Genomic DNA, 21195 nt, shown 5'->3' on the forward strand with positions numbered 1-21195 from the left:
GAACTTGCCTCGCCCGAAAAGATCCAAGCGCGCATCTTCAACCATCACCCTTCGAGGTGTTTCAACATGCGTCTCAAAACCGCCATTGCCGCCGCTACCTTGCTTTCGCTGCCTATTGGCTCGGCCATGGCCGATACCTTCTGGCGTAACGTGATGACTTCCGGTGCTACCACGGCATCGAGCTACCTGACCTCGCGGGATCACAAGCTGGTAGTGGCCGCGCAGGATGACGCCAGCAGCTTCGTCGCCAGCGAAGGCGCGATCCGCGGGCCGTTCCTGGAAGCGGCCATGCGCGAGGCACGGGCAGAGAACCCAGGGATGCAGGCTTCCGACATGGAGTTGGCCAATGCCATCCTGGCCAAAAATGCAGTAGCCGAGTAACTGCGTCGCCTGCTTCGCGGGTAAACCCGCTCCTACAGGCACCCGCGAAGCATCCAACACCTACCTCAGCGATAAGCCTCCACCGGCACACACGCACAGAACAGATTCCTGTCCCCATACACGTTGTCTACTCGGTTCACCGCCGGCCAGTATTTGTGCTGGCGCACGTGAGCACTGGGGGCCACCGCCTGCTCCAGGCTATACGGCCTGTCCCACCCCCCCAGCACATCAGCCAAGGTATGCGGTGCATGCTTCAGCGGGTTGTTCTCCGCTGGCCAGTTGCCCTGCTGTACTTCGTCAATTTCCGCCCGAATCGCCAGCATCGCCTCGACGAACCGGTCCAGCTCGGCCTTCGATTCACTCTCGGTCGGCTCCACCATCAACGTGCCCGGCACCGGGAACGACATGGTCGGTGCGTGGAAGCCATAGTCCATCAGGCGCTTGGCCACGTCCTCTTCGCTGATGCCTGTCAGCGCTTTCAACGGCCGCAGGTCGAGGATGCATTCATGCGCCACGCGCTGGTTGCGGCCGCGGTAGAGCACCGGGAACGCCGCGCCCAACTGGCTGGCCAGGTAGTTGGCCGAAAGGATGGCCACCTCGCTGGCGTCGGCCAGCTGCGGGCCCATCATGGCGATATACATCCAGCTGATCGGCAAGATGCTTGCGCTGCCCCAGGGCGCGGCGCTGACCGCGCTGTTGTTCGGGTCCAGCCCAGGCACCGGCACCACCGGGTGGCTGGCGACGAACGGCTTGAGGTGCGCGCGGATACCGATCGGCCCCATACCCGGGCCGCCACCGCCGTGGGGAATGCAGAACGTCTTGTGCAGGTTCATGTGTGAAACATCGGCCCCAATGTCTGCGGGGCGCGCCAGGCCCACCTGGGCATTGAGGTTGGCACCGTCCATGTAAACCTGGCCGCCGTGCTGGTGCACCACATCGCAGATTTCGCGTATCCCTTCCTCGTACACACCGTGGGTCGAAGGGTAGGTGATCATCAGGCACGACAGACGCTCCCCGGCCGCGTGCGCCTTGGCTTTGAGGTCAGCCAGGTCGACGTTGCCATCGTTGTCGCAATCGACGATCACCACGTCCATGCCGGCCATCTGTGCCGACGCCGGGTTGGTGCCGTGGGCCGACGAAGGGATCAGGCACAACGTGCGCATCGGCTGATGGCGGCTGCGGTGATAGCGCGTAATGGCCATCAGGCCGGCGTATTCACCCTGAGCACCGGAGTTGGGCTGCATGCAGATCGCATCGAAGCCGGTGATCGCGCACAGCCAGCTTTCCAGTTCGTCGATCATCGCCTTGTAGCCTGCCGCCTGGGCCGCCGGGGCGAACGGGTGCAGCTGGGCAAAACCGGGCCAGGTGATGGGGATCATCTCACTGGTGGCGTTGAGCTTCATGGTGCACGAGCCCAGCGGAATCATCGACTGGTTCAGCGCCAGGTCCTTGTTCTCTAGCTGCTTGAGGTAGCGCAGCATCTCTGTTTCGCTGTGATGCAGGTTGAACACCGGGTGGGCGAGGAATGGCGTGCGTCGCACCAGGCTGGCGGGGATGCCTTCAGGCAGGGCCAGCTGGTCGAGGGCGGTGATTTCCAGGCCATGATCCACCCCCAGGAAGATGTCGAGCAGGCGCAGCACCGTCTGTTCGTTGCAGGTTTCGTCCAGGCTCACGCCCAGGTGCCCGCGACCGAGAATGCGCAAATTGATGTGCGCGGCCTCGGCGCTTTCAATGATGGCAGCCTGGGCACCACCAACATTCAGGGTAAGGGTGTCGAAGAAGTGCTGATTGAGGCGTTTGATGCCTTTGGCCTCAAGGCCGGCAGCCAGGATGAAGGTCAGCCGGTGCACACGCTGCGCGATGCGTTGCAGGCCTTCCGGGCCGTGGTACACCGCGTAGAAGCCGGCCATGTTGGCCAACAGCACCTGGGCCGTGCAGATGTTGGAGTTGGCCTTTTCGCGGCGAATATGCTGCTCGCGGGTTTGCAGGGCCATCCGTAATGCAGTGTTGCCACGGGCATCGCGCGATACGCCGATGATGCGACCCGGCATGGCCCGCTTGTAGTCGTCGCGACAGGCGAAATAGGCCGCGTGAGGCCCGCCGTAGCCCATCGGCACACCAAAGCGCTGGGTCGAGCCCAGCACCACATCGGCGCCCAGCTCTCCGGGCGGTGCCAGCACCACCAGGCTCAGCAGGTCAGCGGCTACGCAGGCCAAGGCCTGTTGGCCGTGCAAATGGTCGATCAGCGGGCGCAAATCGCGCACTTCGCCGTGGGTGTCGGGGTACTGCAGCAAAGCGCCGAACACCGAGTGTTTGGCAAGGTTATCCACAGAATCGACGATCAGCTCGAAGCCGAACCCCTCGGCGCGGGTCTTGAGTACCGAAAGGGTCTGCGGGTGGCAGTGCTCGTCGGCGAAGAAGGCGTTGCTTTTGTTGCGTGCCACCCGCTTGGCCAGGGCCATGGCTTCGGCGGCAGCGGTGGCTTCATCAAGCAGCGAGGCATTGGCCAGAGGCAGGCCGGTGAGGTCGATGACCATTTGCTGGAAGTTCAGCAGCGCCTCCAGCCGGCCTTGGGCAATTTCGGGTTGGTAGGGCGTGTAGGCGGTGTACCAACCGGGGTTTTCCAGCACGTTGCGCAGGATGACCGTGGGGGTGATGGTACCGTGGTAGCCCATGCCGATGAGGCTGGTCCAGACCTGGTTCTGTTCGGCATAACCGGCCAGCTTGGCCAGGGCGGCTTGCTCGTCCATTGCCGCAGGGAGGTCGAGGGGGCGATTGAGGCGGATGTCTGGGGGAACGGTCTGCTCGATCAGCTCGTTGCGGCTGGCGATACCCAGCGCGTTGAGCATGGCCTGCTGCTCTGTGGCATCGGGGCCCAGGTGGCGGCGCAGAAATGGGTTGAGCTCTTGCAGTTGATGCAGGGATGGCGACTGGGACATGACGACGCTCTCTTCCTAGACCAGGCCTCATGGAGACTTACAAGTCTAGGAAGGGATTGCCGATTGTGCGGGGAAACTTGTCTGCAGGCCCGGCCTCTTCGCGGCTAAAGCCGCTGCTACAGGGGCTGCACCCGTCTCGAATGCAGCGCTGTACCTGTGTAGGAGCGGCTTTAGCCGCGAAGCAAGCGACGCGGTCTTACTCGCCAATCAGCGCCTGGTAGCCAGCCGCATCCAGCAACTTGTCCAGCTCGGCCGGGTTGCTTGGCTTCAATTTGAAGATCCACGAACCGTAAGGCTCTTCGTTGAGCAGTTCCGGGCTATCGGCCAGCTCTTCGTTGACCGCAATCACTTCGCCACCGACCGGGGCATAGATGTCCGAAGCGGCCTTGACCGACTCCACCACACCCGCAGCGTCGCCAGCGCCAAACACTTTGCCGACTTCAGCCAGCTCGACGAACACCACATCACCCAAGGCTTGCTGGGCGTGATCGCTGATACCCACGGTCACACTGCCGTCGGCTTCCAGGCGAGCCCACTCATGGCTTTCGGCAAAACGCAGGTCGGCGGGGATATTGCTCATGTCTTGAATTCCTCGATTGGCTCAGCGGTACGCCCGCCGGTTATAAATTGTTCAGATCAGGATCTTGCCGTGGCGCACGAAGGTCGGTTTGACCACCCGCACCGGGTACCACTTGCCGCGAATTTCCACCTCGGCCCGATCACCGGTAGCCATAGGCACGCGCGCCAACGCAATGGACTTGCTCAGCGTAGGCGAGAAACTACCACTGGTGATCTCCCCTTCGCCAATGCCGGCTACACGCACGACCTGATGGGCGCGCAGTACACCGCGCTCTTCCAGCACCAGACCCACCAGCTTTTCCTGCACGCCGTGCTCGATTTCCGCAAGCAGGCCGACACGGCCGATGAAGTCGCGCTCGGCCGGTTCCCAGGCGATGCTCCAGCCCAGGTTGGAGGTGAGCGGGGTGTGGTTTTCGTCGATGTCCTGGCCGTACAGGTTCATGCCGGCTTCCAGGCGCAGGGTATCGCGGGCGCCCAGGCCGCTTGGGGCGATACCGGCGCCGACCAGATCGTTGAAGAAGGCCACCGCCTGATCGCCCGGGAAGATGATCTCCAAGCCGTCCTCACCGGTATAGCCGGTGCGGGCAATGAACCAGTCGCCGTCAGCAACGCCCTCGAACGGGCGCAGTTCGCGGATGAGTGCAGCGCGCGCGGGGCTGAGCAGGGCCGCGACCTTTTCGCGGGCCCGCGGCCCCTGGATGGCAAGGATGGCCAGATCAGGGCGGACCTGGAAGTCCACGGAAAACCCGGCACGCTGCGATTGCAGCCAATCGAGCACCTTGGCACGGGTGGCGGCGTTGTTGACCAGGCGATAGCCGGTTTCCGTGCGGTAGACGATCAGATCATCGATTACACCGCCCTGTTCGTTCAGCAGTGGGCTATACAGCGCCTTGCCGGTGTCGTCGAGGCGGGCCACATCGTTGGCCAGCAAGCGCTGCAGCCAAACAGTGGCATCAGTGCCGTCGACATCGATCACGGTCATATGGGAGACATCGAAGACGCCGCAATCGCTGCGCACCTGGTGGTGCTCCTCGACCTGCGAGCCATAGTGCAGGGGCATGTCCCAGCCACCGAAATCGACCGTCTTGGCGCCTAGCGCCAGGTGCAGGTCATACAAAAGCGTGCGCTGTCCCATGGGTTTCTCCTTCCGGGCGTGGCGAAGCGGCGGCGGTCGATGACGTTGGGTCGTCAGCTTTTCTTGTTACTCACACCCGCCGCGCGAATGCCGCGCATTGTAGCCGCAAGGTCGCAAACTGACATCCTCAGTGACTGTGACCGGGTCGACGTGCCGAACGGCGAATCAGGCCGATGACCGGCAGCAGCCCCACCAATACCAAGGTCAGTGCCGGCAGCGAGGCGCGCGCCCACTCGCCTTCGCTGGTCATCTCGAACACCCGCACGGCGAGGGTGTCCCAGCCGAACGGCCGCATCAGCAAGGTGGCGGGCATTTCCTTGAGCACATCGACGAACACCAGCAGCGCGGCGCTAAGTGCCCCCGGCACCAGCAGCGGCAGATACACCTTGAAAAACAATCTTGCGCCGCCAACACCCAGGCTGCGCGAGGCTTCAGGGAGTGACGGGCGGATGCGCTCCAGGCTGCTCTCCAGCGGCCCGTAGGCCACCGCGATGAAGCGCACCAGGTAGGCCAGCAGCAACGCCGAGAGGCTGCCTAGCAGCAGCGGCTTGCCGGCGCCGCCCATCCAGCTGGACAGCGGGATGACCAGGTGGTTGTCGAGGTAACTGAAGGCCAGCATGATCGATACCGCCAACACCGAACCGGGCAGGGCATACCCCAGATTGGCCAGGCCAACCCCGGCGCGGATTCCGCCCGTCGGTGCCTGGCGCCGGGCGAAGGCCAGCAGCAGCGCCACGCATACCGTGACCAGCGCCGCCATGCTGCCCAGGTACAGGGTGTGCAGCACCAGGCCGACGTAACGCTCATCCAGGTCATGCCGACCGCGTTGCCAGAACCACACCAGCAACTGCAGCAGCGGGATGACGAAAGCGCAGGCAAACACCAGCAGGCACCAGCCACTGGCCAGCAGCGCCTTGAGGCCGCACAGGTGATACAGCGCCTGCGCGCGCGGCCGTTCGTTGCCGCTTCGGCTGGCACCGCGGGCGCGGCGCTCACCGTACAGCACCAGCATCACCGCCAGCAGCAGCAGGCTGGCCAGCTGGGCCGCACTGGACAAGCTGAAGAAGCCGTACCAGGTCTTGTAGATGGCCGTGGTGAAAGTGTCGAAGTTGAACACGGCCACTGCACCGAAGTCGGCCAGGGTTTCCATCAGCGCCAGGGCGATACCGGCACCGATCGCCGGCCGAGCCATGGGTAAGGCCACCCGCCAGAAAGCCTGCAGGGGCGATAACCCAAGTACCCGCGCCGCCTCCATCAGGCCCTTGCCCTGAGCCAGAAAAGCCGTGCGCGCCAACAAGTAGACATAGGGATAGAAGACCAGCACCAGGACGGTGATTACCCCACCAGTGGAACGCACACGAGGCAGGCGCATTGGCCCGAACACCTCGCGCAGGGCGCTTTGCACCGGGCCGGCAAAGTCCAGCAGGCCGACGAAGACGAATGCCAGCACGTAGGCCGGGATGGCGAACGGTAGCATCAGCGCCCAGTCCAGCCAGCGTCGACCGGGGAAGTCGCAGAGGCTGGTGAGCCAGGCCAGGCTGACGCCCAGCACGGTGACACCCACACCCACACCCACCACCAGGGTCAGGGTATTGCCGAGCAGGCGCCCCATCTGGGTGTCGAGCAGGTGGGACCAGATCTGCAGGTCGATGGATTGCCAGGACAACAGCAGCACGCTCAGGGGCAGCAGCACCAAGGCGGCGATCAGGGAGACCGGGAGGTACCAGCGGCGTTGAGGGGTGTGGGGCAAGGCTGAAATCTCGAGTGCGATTGCGACCGCTGCGCGGTCGTTCGCGGGTAAACCCGCTCCTACGGGGACCGCGCAAGGCAGTGCAGATCCCGTAGGAGCGGGTTTACCCGCGAAAGGGCCCTAACGGGCCCAAAGAGGATAAGGCCTGGCGCTTAGTTGTAGCCAGCCCGATCCATCAAGCGAATGGCTTCAGCCTGGCGCTTGCCGGCAATTTCCACCGGAATGCTGTCGGCCTTGAAGCTGCCCCACGCCGCCACTTCCTCCGATGGCTTCACCTTCGGGTTGGCCGGGAACTCCTGGTTGATATCAGCAAACAGCTTTTGCGCTTCTTCGCCGGTCATCCATTCCACCAGTTTCTTCGCGGCCTCCGGGTGTGGCGCATGCTTGGTCAGGCCAATGCCCGACAGGTTCACGTGCACACCACGGTCACCCTGGTTGGGCCAGAAGATCTTCACCGGCAGGTTCGGGTTCTGCTTGTGCAGACGGCCGTAGTAGTAGGTGTTGACCACGCCCACATCACACTGCCCGGCCTCGATGGCCTGGATCACCGCGTTGTCGTCGGAGAACACATCGGTGGACAGGTTGTTGACCCACCCTTTGACGATTTGCTCGGTCTTGGCCTCACCGTGGGTTTCGATCAGGGTGGCGGTCAGCGACTGGTTGTACACCTTCTTGGCCGTGCGCAGGCACAGACGGCCTTCCCACTGTTTGTCAGCCAGGGCTTCGTAGGTGCTCAACTCCTCGGGTTTGACCCGCTCGGTGGAGTAGATGATGGTGCGGGCGCGCAGGCTCAGGCCGGTCCAGTCATGGGACGAGGCGCGGTACTGCGCCGGGATGTTCTGGTCGATGACGTCGGACTCGATCGGCTGCAGAATGCCCATCTGCTCGGCCTGCCACAGGTTGCCTGCATCGACGGTCAGCAGCAGGTCGGCCACGCCGTTATCGCCCTCGGCCTTGATGCGCTGCATCAGCGGGGCTTCCTTGTCGGTGATGAACTTGATCTTGACCCCGGTCTTGGCGGTATAGGCATCGAACACCGGCTTGATCAGCTCGTCGATGCGCGAGGAGTACACCACCACTTCGTCCGCTGCCTGGGCAGTGCCGCCGAACAGGGTCAGGGCCAAGGCGGCCAGTAGGGGCTTGCGTGGCAACATGAAATGCACTCCTCGATCGTATGAGAGGTGCGAATGGTAGTGAATCCCATTTTCTGGCTCACCTACCTAGCCGTTACCGGATGTTGCAAAGGGCTGCCACAGGTGATTGCGCCACACTGTGGGAGCGGCCTAGTGTCGCGAAAGGGCCGCAGAGCGGCCCCGGCACTCTCAAGCCTTGGCCAGATCTGGCAGGTCACCACTCAAACCCAACGCCTGGCGCACAAACAGCGCCTTGGCCTCCGGCATCTGCTCCACCAGTTTCAACCCGCTGTTGCGCAACCAGCGCAACGGCAGCGGATCGGCCTGGAACAACCTCTCGAAGCCCTCCATCGCCGCCATCAACGCCAGGTTGTGTGGCATGCGCCGGCGCTCGTAACGGCTCAGCACCTTCACATCGGCCAGTCTCTCGCCGCGCTCGCAAGCATTGACCAGCACCTCGGCCAGCACCGCCGCGTCGAGGAAGCCGAGGTTCACACCCTGCCCGGCCAGCGGGTGGATGGTGTGCGCGGCATCGCCAATCAATGCAAGGCCTTCACCCACATAGCGCTTGGCGTGGCGCTGACGCAGCGGCACGCATACCCTTGGGTCGGCCTGCAACACGTCGCCCAGGCGGCCCTCGAAGGCACGCCCGAGGGCTTGCAGGAAGGCCGCTTCATCCATCGCCATCAGCTGCTCGGCATGCTCCGGAGTGGTCGACCATACGATTGAGCACCAGTCTTGCTGGCCATCGCGGCTCAAGGGCAAAAAGGCCAATGGCCCTTCGTCAGTGAAGCGCTGCCAGGCCGTGGCCTGGTGCCCGGCGCTGCAACGCACGCTGGTGACAATGGCATGGTGCAGGTAGTCCCATTCGCGGGTTTCGCAGCCGGCCAGACGCCGCACCGCCGAATTGGCACCGTCGGCGGCGATCACCAACGGTGCACGCAGTTGCCGGCCATCGGCCAACGTCAGCAGCCACTCATCGCCAGAGCGGCGTAATTGCTCCAGCCGCGCATTGGCCAGCAGGCCGATGTCGCTGTCGTGCAGGCGCTCCAGCAGGGCGTCCTGCACCACCCGGTTCTCGACGATATGGCCGAGCACCTGGGCATGCACACTGGCCGCCGAGAAGTGAATCTGACCGGTGCCGCTGCCATCCCACACATGCATGTCGGAATACGGCGTGGCGCGTCGCTGGGCAATGCCGTCCCAAGCGCCAAGGCGCTCGAGGATGCGCTGGCTGGCCGCCGATAGCGCGCTGACACGCGGCTCGAACGGGGCCTGGGCATCGAAAGGTACGACCGTCAGCGGGCCACCGTCGAGCAACAAAATTTGCAGGCCACTGTGGCGCAACGCCAAGGCCAGGGCGCTGCCGACCATACCGGCACCCACAATCAACAGATCTGCGCGCATGTCCATGCCTTACGCCAGCCTCGCTTGCGGCTTGAGCCGCACGTATAGGGTTTTATCGACCCGCGCCACCAACTCGCCGGCGCCATCGCGGATATCGACCTGCAAACGCGGCAGGCATTTCTTGCCGGTGGCGGCCTGCTGGCGGATTTCCTGCAGCAGCGCATCATCGACGTGGAATTCGGCATACACAGGGCCTTTGCCCGGCGAGATGAAATCGATGCTGGCGGCCTTGTCCCAGACGATGTAGTCACGCCCCAGCTGCTCGATCAACAGCAGCATGTAGAACGGATCGACCATGGCATACAGGCTGCCACCGAACTGGGTACCGACGTAATTGCGGTTCCAGCGAGTCAGTTTCATCGCCACCTTGACGCTACGCAGGTCCGGGCTGATGTGCTGCACACGGATACCGGCACCCAGGTATGGTGGGTAGAGGTTCAGCATCCAGCGCAGCATGCGCGCCCGACGCGCCAGTTTACGCGGGTTGCTCATGCCTGGCCCCGCGGATCAGGGCGGGTGCCCAGGCCCATGGCCTGGCGGGCGAACCAGCTTTTTGCCGGTGGCAGCAGGTCGAGCCCAAGCAGGCCAAGGTTGCGCCCGGCAGCCAGCAACGGCTGATTGCTGCCAAACAGGCGGGTGACCTGGTCAGAGAAGCCGATGGTCATCGCCTGGTCCAGGCGCTGGCGCTGGTGATAGGCCTGCAGCGTGGTCAGGTCGCCAGGCTGTTGTGGCCCCGCCAGCAGCGCCTCGGCCAGGGATTGCACGTCACGCAACGACAGATTGAAACCCTGGCCCGCGATGGGGTGCAGGCTGTGTGCTGCGTTGCCCAGCACCACCAGGTGCGGCCGCACCTGCTCCTGGGCCTCGATCAAGGACAGCGGGTAGAGGTGCCGTGCGCCTACCTGGCGCAGCGCGCCCAAGCGGTAGCCGAACACACCCTGCAGTTCGCGCAGGAAGCTGCGCTCGTCGATGTCGGCCAGGCGCCGCGCATCCATGCCCTGGCGGGTCCACACCAGTGCGCAGCGGTTTTCCGGCAACGGCAGCAAGGCCATGGGGCCCTCTTCGGTGAAGCGCTCGAAAGCCTGGCCGCCGTGGGCCTCACCCGGGGTAATGTTGGCGATCAACGCGCTCTGCTGGTAAGGCGTGTGGCGTACATGGATACCCAACTGCTCGCGCAGGCCAGAGCGGCCACCATCGGCCAGTACCGCCAGGTCACATTCCAGCTGGGTGTCGTCGTTCAGCCGCAGGCGGTAACCGCGTTCGATGGCCTGCATCGAGGTCACTTCGGCCGGGCAGCGCCAGCTCACCACCTCGCTGTCCAGCCCTTGCCACAGGCACTGGCCGAGCCAGGCGTTTTCCACCACGTAACCCAGCGCCGGTACGCCCTCTTCCAGGGCATCCAGGCGGGTGGCGCCAAAGCGACCACGGTCGGACACGTGAATCTGGCGAATAGGCTCGGCGCGGCGGCCGATGACCTGCCACAGGCCCAGTTGCTGATAAATCTGCTGGGTGCCGAAGGACAATGCCGACGAGCGCGCATCGTAGCTGGGCTGGTAGCTGTCGCCGGGGGCGAACGGCTCGATCAGCAGGATCTTCCAGCCGCGCGCCTTGGCGCCGGCCTGCAGGGCCAACGCCAGGCTTGCGCCAACCAGGCCACCGCCGATGATCGCCAGGTTTACCCGGCTCATGCCACGGCCTTGCGGGCAGCCTGCATCAGCGCCTCGATCTCGGCGACGGTACGCGGCACGCCCGAAGTCAGGATTTCACAACCTTGCCTGGTCACTACCACGTCGTCCTCGATCCTTACCCCAATGCCGCGCCACTTTTTGGCCACGGCCTGATTGTCGGCGCCAATGTAGATACCCGGCTCCACGGTCAGCGCCATGCCGGGTTCCAGCACCCGCCACTCGCCGCCCACCTTGTACTCGCCCACGTCATGCACATCCATGCCCAGCCAGTGCCCGGCGCGGTGCATGTAGAAGGCGCGATAGGCTTCGCTGTCGATCAGCGCCTGCACATCACCTTCGAGCAAGCCCAGCTCCACCAGGCCCGCGGTGATGACCCGCACGGTCGCCTCATGGGCGTGGTTCCAGTGCTTGCCGGGGGCTATTTCGGCAAACGCCGCCGCCTGCGCCTTTAGCACCAGCTCGTAGATGGCCTTCTGCTCGGGCGAAAACCGCCCACTGACCGGGAAGGTGCGGGTGATGTCGCTGGCATAGCAGTCGATTTCGCAGCCGGCGTCGATCAGCACCAGGTCGCCATCCTTGAGCGGCGCATCGTTCTGTTGATAGTGCAGGATGCAGCCATTGCGCCCGGCCGCAACGATCGAGCCGTAGGCCGGCATCTTCGCCCCGCCCTTGCGGAATTCGTAGTCCAGCTCGGCTTCCAGGCTGTACTCGTGCAGCCCGGCGCGGCAGGCCTGCATGGCCCGCACATGGGCACGCGCAGAAATGTCTGCAGCAGCACGCATCACCTTCACTTCCGCCGCCGATTTATACAGGCGCATATCATGCAGCAGATGATCCAGCGCAACGAACTCGTTCGGTGGCTGGGCGCCCAGGCGTGCCTTGGAGCGGATCACGTTGATCCAGTCCATCAGCCGGCGGTCGAACTCCGGGTTGCTGCCCATGGCGCTGTAGACCCGCTCGCGGCCTTCGATCAGGCCAGGCAGGATCTCGTCGATATCCGTGATGGGGAAGGCATCGTCAGCGCCGAAATCGCGCACCGCCCCTTCCTGGCCGGCCCGCAGGCCGTCCCACAGCTCGCGCTCGGGGTTGCGTTCACGGCAGAACAGCACGTACTCGCCATGCTCGCGCCCTGGAATCAAAGCAATCACCGCCTCGGGCTCCGGGAAGCCGCTGAGGTACTGGAAGTCGCTGTCCTGGCGGTACACGTGCTCGACGTCGCGGTTGCGGATGGCAACCGCGGCGGCGGGCAGAATGGCGATGCTGTTGGGGACCATCTGCGCCATCAGCGCCTTGCGCCGACGGGCATACTCGGCCTTGGGAATGTGGCTCATGGGCAGACTACCCCTGGTTGATCAGTGCAGCGAGGGCTTGGGTGCGGGTGCGGCCGGCTTGGCCAGCTCGGAGAACAGCAGCAGGGGCGCCACACGCAGGTATTCCATGACTTCCATGTAGTCGCTCTCGCCGTCTTCGGACTCTTCGAGCGCTTCCTGGACCTGCGAAATGGCCACCAGGTCCTGCAGCACTTCCTTGGCCTCATCGGACAAGTCCTTACCGCCAGCGTTCAGGCCGAAACCGGTCACGAAGCCTTGGCACCACTGGCCCAGCGCGGTGGCGCGGTCGCTCAGTGGAGCATCATCGGAAGGCAGCAGCAGGACGATCGCCATGTCGTCGCTGGTCAGCTCGCCCTTGACCATTTCCTGCAAGCCGACCAAGGCGTTGCGGACACTGTCACCAGGCTCGATTTCCAGCAGTTGGGCGGCATCGGCCAACCAGGCATCGGCATCGAAGCCGGCGCCGGCGCAGCTGCGGCCAATCAGCAGGCCGTGCAGTTCGGCCGGGGTGACAGGATGGCCATTGCTCGAGAGCAGTATGGCGAAAGCGTTGTAGGGCGATTGAGTATTGGGCATGGGCAGCTAGGCGCCAGACGGCGCAATGTCTAGAATGAAGACCTTGTATCCTAGCACCGGCAGGCGCGCCAAGACCATCGGCACTGGCCGTTGCCGCCCAGGGAGAGGCATCATCGCCAGGTGACTCAACGACGGAGCGAATCGAGTGCAACCCACGCAAGAGAACGACCTGCAGGCACTGATGAGCCGATTCGAGTTGCTGATCGAACGCGTCGAGCAACTAAAACGGCAAAATGCACTCCTAGTAGCTCAGGAAAAATCCTGGCGCGAAGAGCGCGCCCACCTCATCGAAAAGAACGAGATCGCCAAGCGCAAAGTCGAGTCGATGATTTTACGCCTCAAGGCTCTGGAGCAAGACTCATGAGTTCAAGCAATAGCGTCACCGTGCAGATCCTCGACAAGGAATACTCGATCATCTGCCCGCCGGAAGAGCGCAACAACCTGGTCAGCGCTGCGCGCTACCTGGACGGCAAGATGCGCGAGATCCGCAGCAGCGGCAAGGTGATCGGTGCCGACCGCATCGCGGTGATGGCGGCGTTGAACATTACCCACGAAATGCTGCACCGCCAGGAAGACCGCAACGATGCGCCGGTCAGCGGCACAAACCGCGAACAGGTGCGCGACCTGCTGGATCGGGTAGATAAGGCTTTGTCCGACGACACGGATACCAAAATCGGCTGAGATTGGTATACTGGCGCCACTCCCTGGGGGATGCGCCAGTCGGTTATGTCCCTGAGCCGATACGCACAACCACGGGGGTTGCACGCTGGGGCCGGTGTGCATGTCCGCCCGACGGAAAGCCTTAACGCCCCCTGCAATCTCCACCTTGAACTTTCGGGTTCAAGGGCTACACCGATAGCGGTCTTATCGGGGAGCCTGAATTTTCTTGCCCGCCCCCCAAGGCGGGCAATTCGTTTTGGCCGACTTTATTCAAGCTTTGTACGACGATTCACCGCGCAGGCACTGTTCGTACCAAGCCAGCACATCTGGGATTGCCCGTGCCATGACCGAAAACGTGCCGCTCACCCGTCCCCAGCTTCGTCGCCTGCTTCGCAATGCCCGCCGCGCCCTTACCCCTGCCCAGCAACGCCAGGCCACCCTCGGCCTGTACCGCCAACTGGCGCAACACCCCTTGTTCCGCCGCGCCCGCCACATCGCCCTGTACCTGCCCAACGACGGTGAAATCGACCCTCGCCTGCTGATGCGCGAAGCCCAGCGTCGCGGCAAGTGCACCTACCTGCCGGTGCTGCACGCCTGGCCGCGCACGCGCATGGTGTTCCAGCGTTTTGAGCAGGGTGAGAAGCTCAAGCCCAACCGCTTCCGTATTCCAGAGCCGATCATCGATCGCAAACGCCAGCGGCCGATCTGGGCGCTGGATCTGATTCTGCTACCGCTGGTCGGTTTTGACGAAGTGGGCGGCCGCTTGGGTATGGGCGGTGGCTTCTATGATCGCAGCCTGGCCTACCAGGCGCGTCGGCAAACCTGGAAAAAACCGTTGCTGCTGGGGCTGGCGCATGAATGCCAGAAGGTCGAGCGGCTGGCGCAGGCCAGTTGGGATGTACCGCTGAAGGGCACGGTCTCGGACCGTGGCTGGTACCTGGCGCCACGTTGAGCGGCGCCAGCGGGGGGTATCAACGTTGTGGCTGGCTGGCGTCGACCGGCATCTGATAGGCGTTGTCCAGCTTGCGCTCCCAGAACCCTTGCGCATAACCGGTAGTGACCACACCCAGGCCAAAAATGAACACCAGGATCCACAGCAGATCCGGCTTTTTACGTTGATTCATCGAAGATTGCCCCCCAGGCAAACTGTTCAGTACTCGGCGATATTCTGGGCACCGCCGGCGCACGCGCTTTAAACGGGGCGCATTTTCCGACAACATGCGTCCGCACGCAAACCTTGACGCCAACCGGCTGTCGGTTTCGTGCAACAGGTTATTTCAAACCTTTTCAGGAGCAGCATCCATGGCTTACTGGCTGATGAAATCCGAGCCCGACGAGCTCTCCATCGAAGCCCTCGCACGCTTGGGCGAAGCGCGCTGGGACGGCGTGCGCAACTATCAGGCGCGTAATTTTCTGCGGGCCATGAGCGTGGGTGACGAATTCTTCTTCTACCACTCCAGCTGCCCGCAACCCGGCATCGCCGGCATTGCCAAAATCACCCGCGCGGCCTACCCGGACCCGACCGCGCTGGACCCGGAAAGCCATTATCACGATGCCAAGGCCACGATCGACAAGAACCCGTGGAGCGCGGTGGATGTGGCCCACGTACAAACCTTTCCAAGGGTGCTGGAACTGGGGTGGCTGAAACAGCAGGCCGGTCTGGTCGAGTTGCCCCTGGTGCAAAAAGGCAGCCGCCTGTCGGTCATGCCGGTAACGCCCGAGCAATGGGCGGTGATTGTCGCGTTGCGCTGAATACGCAGCTAAGGTCAAGGGCTTGACCGATATCAACACGCCACACATGGCCGCCAGGCATGATGTACTGTGCATGACCGCAAGGATGCAGAACGATGAACCGATACGCCCCTAGAATCTTCGCCACTGCACTGATCGCACTGCTCGCTGCGGCCGGCGGGCTGGGGTACTGGAAGTCGCTTCACGACCAGTTGCCCGAAGGCCTGAGCATGGGCAACGGCCGCCTTGAAGCCACCGAAGTGCAGATCGCCAGCAAGATCCCCGGTCGCCTGGCCGAAGTACTGGTCGATGAAGGCGACAACGTGACCCGTGGCCAGCTACTGGCACGCATCGACACACGCACCATGGAAGCCCAGCGCAGCCAGGCCGAAGCCGAAGTGCTGCGCGCCCGGGAAAACTACGCCGCCGCCCAGGCCACCGTGCAACTGCGCCAGAGTGAACTGCTGTTGGCCAGCCAGGAGCTCAAGCGCGTACGCGAAATCTTCCAGCGCAAGTTCGCCAGCCAGCAGTTGCTCGACCAACAGCAGGCGCGCTTTGACACGGCCAACGCAGCAGTAGTCGCTGCCCGCGCCCAACTGGCAGCGATCAAGGCCGCCATTGGCGCCGCCGAAGCCCAAGTGGCGCAGCTCACCAGTGAAATCGACGACAGCAGCCTGCGTGCGCCCATCAACGGCATCATCCAGCTGCGCCTGGCTGAACCCGGTGAAGTGCTGGGTGCCGGCGGCCGTGTGCTGATGCTGATCGACCCCAGCGACCAGTACATGAACCTGTACCTGCCGGCGTCCACCAGCGGCCGGCTGACCGTAGGCGACCAGGCGCGCATCGTGCTCGACGCCCTGCCCGAGCGCGCGCTGCCGGCCAAGGTGGCCTTTGTCGCAGCCAAGGCCCAGTTCACCCCCAAACAGGTGGAAACCCGCGACGAACGGCAAAAGCTGGTGTTCCGGGTCAAACTGCGCCTGAGCGACCCAGGCGCCGTGCCGCAAGCCAAACCAGGCATGCCAGGCGCCGGCTATGTACGCACGGCTGAGGTGGACTGGCCGGCCAACCTGCAATGAACGCCCCGGCACTGCTGGCCGAAGGCATCAGCCACCGTTACGGCGACGTGATAGCCCTCCACCCACTAGGCTTCAGCCTCCCTGTGGGTACCCGCTGCGCGCTGATAGGCCCTGACGGGGCGGGCAAATCGACCCTGCTGGGGCTGATCGCCGGCGTGAAACGCCTACAGCAGGGAGAGCTGCAGGTGCTGGGTGGCTCGATCCGCCAACGCCGCCATCGCACGGCGCTCTACCCCAAAGTGGCGTTCATGCCGCAAGGGCTGGGCAACAACCTGTACCCGGAACTGTCGATCAGCGAGAACATCCGTTTTTTTGCCACCCTGTTCGGGCTGGGCCGCCGTGAGTGTGAACAGCGCATGGCCAATCTGTTGCAGGCCACCGACCTGCAGCGCTTTGCCCAGCGCCCGGCCGGCAAGCTGTCGGGAGGCATGAAGCAGAAGCTGGGCCTTTGCTGCGCGCTGATCCACGAGCCAGACCTGCTTATCCTGGACGAGCCGACCACCGGCGTCGACCCACTGTCGCGGCGGCGCTTCTGGGAGCTGGTTGAACAGGTTCGCGCACAACGCCCGCAACTGACCCTGCTGGTGGCTACCGCCTACATGGAAGAAGCCGAACAGTTCGAGCATTGCCTGATGCTCGATCGCGGCCGGCTGCTGGCCGCCGGCCCTAGCCACGAACTGGCTGCAGTCACCCCGAGCGGCAAACTGGATGATGCCTTTACCCACTACCAGGGCGCGGGCAAGGCGCAGCATCAACCACTGGCAATCCCGCCGCGCCAAGCCACGGACGGCCCGGTCGCCATCGAGGCACACGACCTGACCCTGCGCTTTGGCGACTTCACAGCGGTGAACAAGGTCAGTTTCGCCATTGGCCGCGGGGAGATCTTCGGCTTCCTGGGTTCCAACGGTTGCGGCAAGACCACCACCATGAAAGTGCTCACCGGCCTGATGCCGGCCAGCGAGGGCAGCGCCAGCCTGCTGGGGCGCCCGGTGGACGCCAGCGACCTGGCCACACGCAAGCGGGTCGGCTTCATGTCGCAGAGTTTCTCTCTGTATGGCGAGCTCAGCACCCGGCAGAACCTGGCCCTGCATGCCCGCCTGTTCGACTTGCCCAAAGCCGAGAGCGCCCAGCGCATCGATGAGCTGATCGAGCGCTTCGACCTCGCCGCTATCGCCGACCAACCGTCTGGCGCCCTGCCCCTTGGTTTGCGCCAGCGCCTGTCGCTGGCAGTGGCGGTTCTGCATCGCCCGGAAGTCTTGATCCTCGACGAACCGACCTCCGGCGTCGACCCCGCCGCCCGCGACGACTTCTGGCGCCTGCTGGTAGAGCTGTCCCGCGAGCAGGGCGTGACCATTTTCCTCTCCACCCACTTCATGAACGAAGCCCAGCGCTGCGATCGTATTTCGCTGATGCACGCCGGGCGGGTGCTGGCCTGCGACACGCCCGATGCCCTGCAGCACCAGTACCAGGGCGACACGCTGGAAGACGCGTTCGTCCGCTGCCTGGAACAGGCCCAGGAACTGGCGCCAGCCGCCACCGACAGCAGCGTGCTGGAACAGGCGTCCACCCCCACCCTACCGCTGCGCCAGGGTTTCAGCCTGCGTCGCCTGCTCGCAGTGGCCGGCCGTGAGGGCAAGGAGCTGCTGCGCGACAAGGTGCGCCTGGCCTTCGCCCTACTGGGTGCACTGTTCATGATGGTGATCTTCGGCTACGGCATTTCACTGGATGTGGAAAACCTCGCCTTCGCCGTGCACGATCAGGACCAGAGCCCGCAAAGTCGTGCCTACCTCGAAGCCTTCCGTGGCTCACGCTACTTCGCCGAACAGGCGCCGATCCGCGACAGCAGCGAGCTGCACCAGCGCCTGCAACGCTCGGAAATCAAACTGGCACTGGAAATTCCGCCCGGCTTTGGTCGCGACCTGTACGCAGGACGCCAGCCGGTGGTGGCTGCCTGGCTCGACGGTGGCATGCCGTTCCGCGCCGAAACCAGCCGCAACTACGTGGAAGCCGTGCACCAGGCCAACCTGGAGCAACTGGCAAAGGCCAGCCCACAACCGCAGCCACGCCAGGACCCGGTGCGCCTGGAAACGCGTTTCCGCTACAACCAGGATGTGGTCAGCGTGAACGCCATCGGCCCGGGCGTGATGGCACTGATACTGGCCTTCATTCCGGCCATGCTCACGGCACTGGGCATCGTGCGCGAGAAGGAGCTCGGCTCCATCACCAACTTCTACGCCACACCCCTCACCCGCCTGGAATTCCTGCTTGGCAAGCAGATGCCCTACCTGGCTGTGAGCCTGGTCAACCTGGCGCTGCTGGTGGCGATGAACCGCTGGCTGTTCGCCGTACCGCTCAAGGGCAGCGTACTGGCTTTGGCATGTGGCGGCGTGGCCTACCTGCTGGCAACCACCAGCCTGGGCCTGCTGATTTCGGCATTCACCCGCACCCAGATCGCCGCCATTCTCGGCACCATGATCATTACCAGCCTGCCGACCATCCAGTTTTCCGGGCTGATCGTGCCACGCTCGTCGCTGGACGGCGCGGCAGCGGTGATGGGCCAGTTGTTCCCGGCGGGCTACTTCCTCGACATCGCAGTCGGCACCTTCACCAAGGCGTTAGGCCTGCGCGAGTTGTGGCCGCAGTGCCTGATCCTGCTGAGCTTCTTTGCCGCGTTCACCGGCCTGAGCCTGGCAATGCTGAAAAAGCAGGAGGCCTGACATGTCGCGCCTGAACCACACCCTGCGCCTGGGCCTGAAAGAACTGACCAGCCTGCGCCATGACAGCGTCCTGCTGCTGTTCCTGTTATATGCCTTCAGCGTGGCGATCTACATGCCGGCAGCCGGCTCGGTGATCGGTGTACACAACGCCAGCGTGGCGGTGGTGGATGAAGACCATAGCCTGCTCTCGCGCAAGCTCAGCGAAGCCCTGCAACCGCCCGAGTTCCAGCCAGCCGTGCCGCTGCCTCCGCAGCGCCTGGACCAGGCCATGGACAGTGGCCAGTACACCTTCGTCATCAACATACCGGTGAACTTTCAGAGCGACCTGCTGGCCGGGCGCTCGCCGGAGCTGCAGATCAACGTCGATGCTACAGCCATGAGCCAAGCGTTCATGGGCGCCGGCTACATCGGCCGCATCTTCGAGCGCGAGCTGCTCGACTACAGCCAGCGTGGTAACGAGCAAAGCCCGGTGCTGATCAACCCCAAGGCGCTGTTCAACCCCAACCTGGAGGGGGGCTGGTTTCTGGCCGTGATCCAGATCGTCAACAACATCACCATCCTGGCGATCATCCTCACCGGGACCGCGCTGCTGCGCGAGCGTGAGCATGGCACCCTCGACCACCTGCTGGTGCTGCCGTTGACCGCGCTGGAGATCATGCTGGCCAAGATCGGCAGCAACGCGCTGGTGGTGGTGATCTGCACCTGGATTTCGTTGGTGGTAGTCGTCAAAGGTGCACTGGGCGTGCCGCTGTCTGGCTCGATGGGGCTGTTCCTGGCCGTGACCGCGCTGTACCTGTTCGCCAGTACATCGCTGGGCATTTTCCTCGCCACCCTGGCGCGCTCGACGCCGCAGTTCGGCCTGCTGGCGATCCCGGTGATCATCCCGATGCTGTTGCTGTCCGGCGGCAGCACACCTCTGGACAGCATGCCGCAGTGGCTGCAGTGGGTGATGCAAGGGTCACCCTCAACGCACTTTGTCAGCCTGAGTGCCGCAATCCTGTTCAGGGATGCCGGGTGGGCGGTGGTATGGCCGGATATCCTGGCGCTGACGCTGATCGGCCTGGTGTTCTTCAGCGTGGCGCTGGCACGGTTTCGTCGGAGCCTGGCGTCTTGAAGGCATGCGCGAGCGTCCGCCGAAAATTGGAAAACTGGCACAAAGACAAAGGGCGCCTTTCGGCGCCCTACTCACAGACAGGTCGACTTGTCATCGCCATATACCTGCCCGGCTCTGTAATTGCTGGTCGAACCAGGATCCTCAGAGTCTTACAAGCCCCTTGCGGGAACAGGCTGATCATCACGCATCGAGCGTAACATTGACAACAGACCGCTCTGTTGCTGGATGTGTGAAACCCAGCGTAAAGCCAACTGCAGCCCTCACGGCGGCGAAATGCTCTGGCCGCATTGTAAAGGTCATGTATTCCCGACCACTTCCTTGCCGCGATTTGACCCGACATCTGTCCAATCTGGAGGTAGCCACCGTGTAGATCATGTCGCACTTGGCCCAGCATGGCTTACAGGAAAGACAGAAGGGTCCTACACACGGGGTAAGCCTGGATTCAATCCGACTTACCAGTGATGGACCTCACACTGTTTCAGGTCACTGCACAATCAGGTTGTTGAACAGCAAGTCTTCAACGATCGGCTTGCCCTCTTCCGCCTCCAGCACCTGCTGCACCTGTTTCAGCGCCTCTTGGCGAAGATGCTCCTTGGCCTCGACGTTGCTCATGCTGTCCACCGTCTGCTGGGTGAACAGTGCCACCAGCTGGTTACGGATCAGCGGTTCGTGGTGCTTTACCGTCTTGGCCGCTTCGTCGCCCGTCACGCGCAGGGCCACGTCAGCCTTGTACACGCGCAGCCGCGGGCTGCCGTCGAGCGCATAGTTGCCAACGAAGGGCGGGCTCAGACTGATGTAGGCGACCTTGGGCACCCCTTCCTTGGCTTCCTCGGCCATGGCCGCAGCCGGCAGCAGCAGCGCCAGCACCATCAAGATCCACGCTTTCACGAATTCGCTCCTCAATACAGTTGGCGCCAGCTTACCCAGCACACCGCTCAAACCCAAGCTCGGGCTTATGCCGGCCCATCAGGGCGGGCC

General features: G+C 63.7%; 20 protein-coding genes and 1 other RNA gene. 9 read left to right on the plus strand and 12 right to left on the minus strand.

All coding sequences use genetic code 11. The features are described from left to right. Nucleotides 1-66 precede the first annotated feature (66 nt). Nucleotides 67-381 (plus strand): DUF2388 domain-containing protein, encoded by a 315-nt coding sequence (locus KW568_RS27720; RefSeq protein ID WP_004575834.1) that lies wholly within the window; start codon nt 67-69, stop codon nt 379-381. Between the two features lie 65 nt (nt 382-446). On the opposite strand, the gene gcvP is transcribed toward KW568_RS27720, so the two are convergent. The 10 genes from gcvP to KW568_RS27770 form a co-directional block, all read right to left on the minus strand. Further along, nucleotides 447-3320 (minus strand): aminomethyl-transferring glycine dehydrogenase, encoded by a 2874-nt coding sequence (gene gcvP / locus KW568_RS27725; RefSeq protein WP_004575833.1) that lies wholly within the window; start codon nt 3318-3320, stop codon nt 447-449. A gap of 196 nt (nt 3321-3516) precedes the next feature. Next, entirely contained in the window at nt 3517-3900 is a 384-nt protein-coding gene (gcvH, locus tag KW568_RS27730) for a glycine cleavage system protein GcvH (protein WP_003253706.1), read from the minus strand. A gap of 51 nt (nt 3901-3951) precedes the next feature. After that, the gene (gene gcvT, locus KW568_RS27735) at nt 3952-5034 is read right to left on the minus strand and encodes a glycine cleavage system aminomethyltransferase GcvT (RefSeq protein WP_003253703.1); all 1083 of its coding nucleotides are present in this window, start codon (nt 5032-5034) and stop codon (nt 3952-3954) included. Between the two features lie 127 nt (nt 5035-5161). Further along, nucleotides 5162-6784, minus strand: a complete 1623-nt coding sequence (locus tag KW568_RS27740; protein WP_003253701.1) for an iron ABC transporter permease — start codon at nt 6782-6784, stop codon at nt 5162-5164. 152 nt (nt 6785-6936) lie between these two features. Continuing rightward, nucleotides 6937-7938, minus strand: a complete 1002-nt coding sequence (locus KW568_RS27745; protein WP_004575832.1) for an extracellular solute-binding protein — start codon at nt 7936-7938, stop codon at nt 6937-6939. Between the two features lie 168 nt (nt 7939-8106). Continuing rightward, the gene (locus KW568_RS27750) at nt 8107-9324 is read right to left on the minus strand and encodes a 2-octaprenyl-3-methyl-6-methoxy-1,4-benzoquinol hydroxylase (protein WP_167398626.1); all 1218 of its coding nucleotides are present in this window, start codon (nt 9322-9324) and stop codon (nt 8107-8109) included. 9 nt (nt 9325-9333) lie between these two features. Further along, nucleotides 9334-9816: a DUF4442 domain-containing protein gene (locus tag KW568_RS27755; protein ID WP_003253696.1), complete on the minus strand. Its 483-nt coding sequence runs from the start codon at nt 9814-9816 to the stop codon at nt 9334-9336. Beyond that, complete coding sequence (ubiH, locus tag KW568_RS27760; RefSeq protein ID WP_003253694.1) at nt 9813-11012, minus strand: 2-octaprenyl-6-methoxyphenyl hydroxylase; 1200 nt, start codon at nt 11010-11012, stop codon at nt 9813-9815. The genes KW568_RS27755 and ubiH overlap by 4 nt, the downstream gene beginning before the upstream one ends. After that, nucleotides 11009-12343, minus strand: a complete 1335-nt coding sequence (pepP, locus tag KW568_RS27765; RefSeq protein WP_003253692.1) for a Xaa-Pro aminopeptidase — start codon at nt 12341-12343, stop codon at nt 11009-11011. Before pepP ends, ubiH begins: the two co-directional genes overlap by 4 nt. A gap of 21 nt (nt 12344-12364) precedes the next feature. Beyond that, nucleotides 12365-12919 (minus strand): YecA family protein, encoded by a 555-nt coding sequence (locus tag KW568_RS27770; protein WP_003253690.1) that lies wholly within the window; start codon nt 12917-12919, stop codon nt 12365-12367. 181 nt (nt 12920-13100) lie between these two features. Here KW568_RS27770 and KW568_RS27775 point away from each other — a divergent pair, with 181 nt between their 5' ends. The 4 genes from KW568_RS27775 to KW568_RS27790 all read left to right on the plus strand — a co-directional run bounded on the left by KW568_RS27775 (nt 13101) and on the right by KW568_RS27790 (nt 14531). Continuing rightward, nucleotides 13101-13283 (plus strand): TIGR02449 family protein, encoded by a 183-nt coding sequence (locus KW568_RS27775; RefSeq protein WP_029886233.1) that lies wholly within the window; start codon nt 13101-13103, stop codon nt 13281-13283. Next, nucleotides 13280-13600, plus strand: coding sequence for a cell division protein ZapA (locus tag KW568_RS27780; RefSeq protein WP_003253687.1), 321 nt, complete (start codon nt 13280-13282; stop codon nt 13598-13600). The genes KW568_RS27775 and KW568_RS27780 overlap by 4 nt, the downstream gene beginning before the upstream one ends. A 17-nt stretch (nt 13601-13617) precedes the next feature. Then, a non-coding RNA gene (ssrS, locus tag KW568_RS27785) (6S RNA) lies at nt 13618-13797 on the plus strand. A 125-nt stretch (nt 13798-13922) separates the two neighbouring features. Then, on the plus strand, nt 13923-14531 hold the full coding sequence (locus KW568_RS27790; RefSeq protein WP_003253685.1) for a 5-formyltetrahydrofolate cyclo-ligase: 609 nt from the start codon (nt 13923-13925) through the stop codon (nt 14529-14531). A 19-nt stretch (nt 14532-14550) separates the two neighbouring features. Here the strand turns inward: KW568_RS27790 and KW568_RS27795 are convergent, their stop codons facing one another. Then, a complete protein-coding gene (locus tag KW568_RS27795; RefSeq protein WP_003253683.1) occupies nt 14551-14703 on the minus strand; it encodes a hypothetical protein in 153 nt (50 codons plus the stop codon). Between the two features lie 178 nt (nt 14704-14881). Between KW568_RS27795 and KW568_RS27800 the strand changes: the two genes are divergently transcribed. From KW568_RS27800 to KW568_RS27815, 4 genes are all read left to right on the plus strand, one after another. Continuing rightward, nucleotides 14882-15331 carry an EVE domain-containing protein gene (locus tag KW568_RS27800; protein ID WP_003253680.1) on the plus strand — a complete coding sequence of 150 codons (450 nt, stop codon included), beginning with the start codon at nt 14882-14884 and terminating at the stop codon, nt 15329-15331. A 95-nt stretch (nt 15332-15426) separates the two neighbouring features. Beyond that, nucleotides 15427-16386, plus strand: coding sequence for an HlyD family secretion protein (locus KW568_RS27805; protein WP_003253678.1), 960 nt, complete (start codon nt 15427-15429; stop codon nt 16384-16386). Further along, nucleotides 16383-19103 carry a ribosome-associated ATPase/putative transporter RbbA gene (rbbA, locus tag KW568_RS27810; RefSeq protein WP_003253676.1) on the plus strand — a complete coding sequence of 907 codons (2721 nt, stop codon included), beginning with the start codon at nt 16383-16385 and terminating at the stop codon, nt 19101-19103. Before KW568_RS27805 ends, rbbA begins: the two co-directional genes overlap by 4 nt. Nucleotide 19104: 1 nt before the next feature. After that, on the plus strand, nt 19105-20217 hold the full coding sequence (locus KW568_RS27815; RefSeq protein WP_003253673.1) for an ABC transporter permease: 1113 nt from the start codon (nt 19105-19107) through the stop codon (nt 20215-20217). Nucleotides 20218-20700: 483 nt separating this feature from the next. Here KW568_RS27815 and KW568_RS27820 read toward each other — a convergent pair whose 3' ends face one another. Beyond that, on the minus strand, nt 20701-21105 hold the full coding sequence (locus KW568_RS27820; protein ID WP_003253671.1) for a flagellar basal body-associated protein FliL: 405 nt from the start codon (nt 21103-21105) through the stop codon (nt 20701-20703). Nucleotides 21106-21195 lie beyond the last annotated feature (90 nt).

The sequence above is a fragment of the Pseudomonas sp. HD6515 genome (assembly GCF_024971855.1).
Classification (GTDB): domain Bacteria; phylum Pseudomonadota; class Gammaproteobacteria; order Pseudomonadales; family Pseudomonadaceae; genus Aquipseudomonas; species Aquipseudomonas alloputida.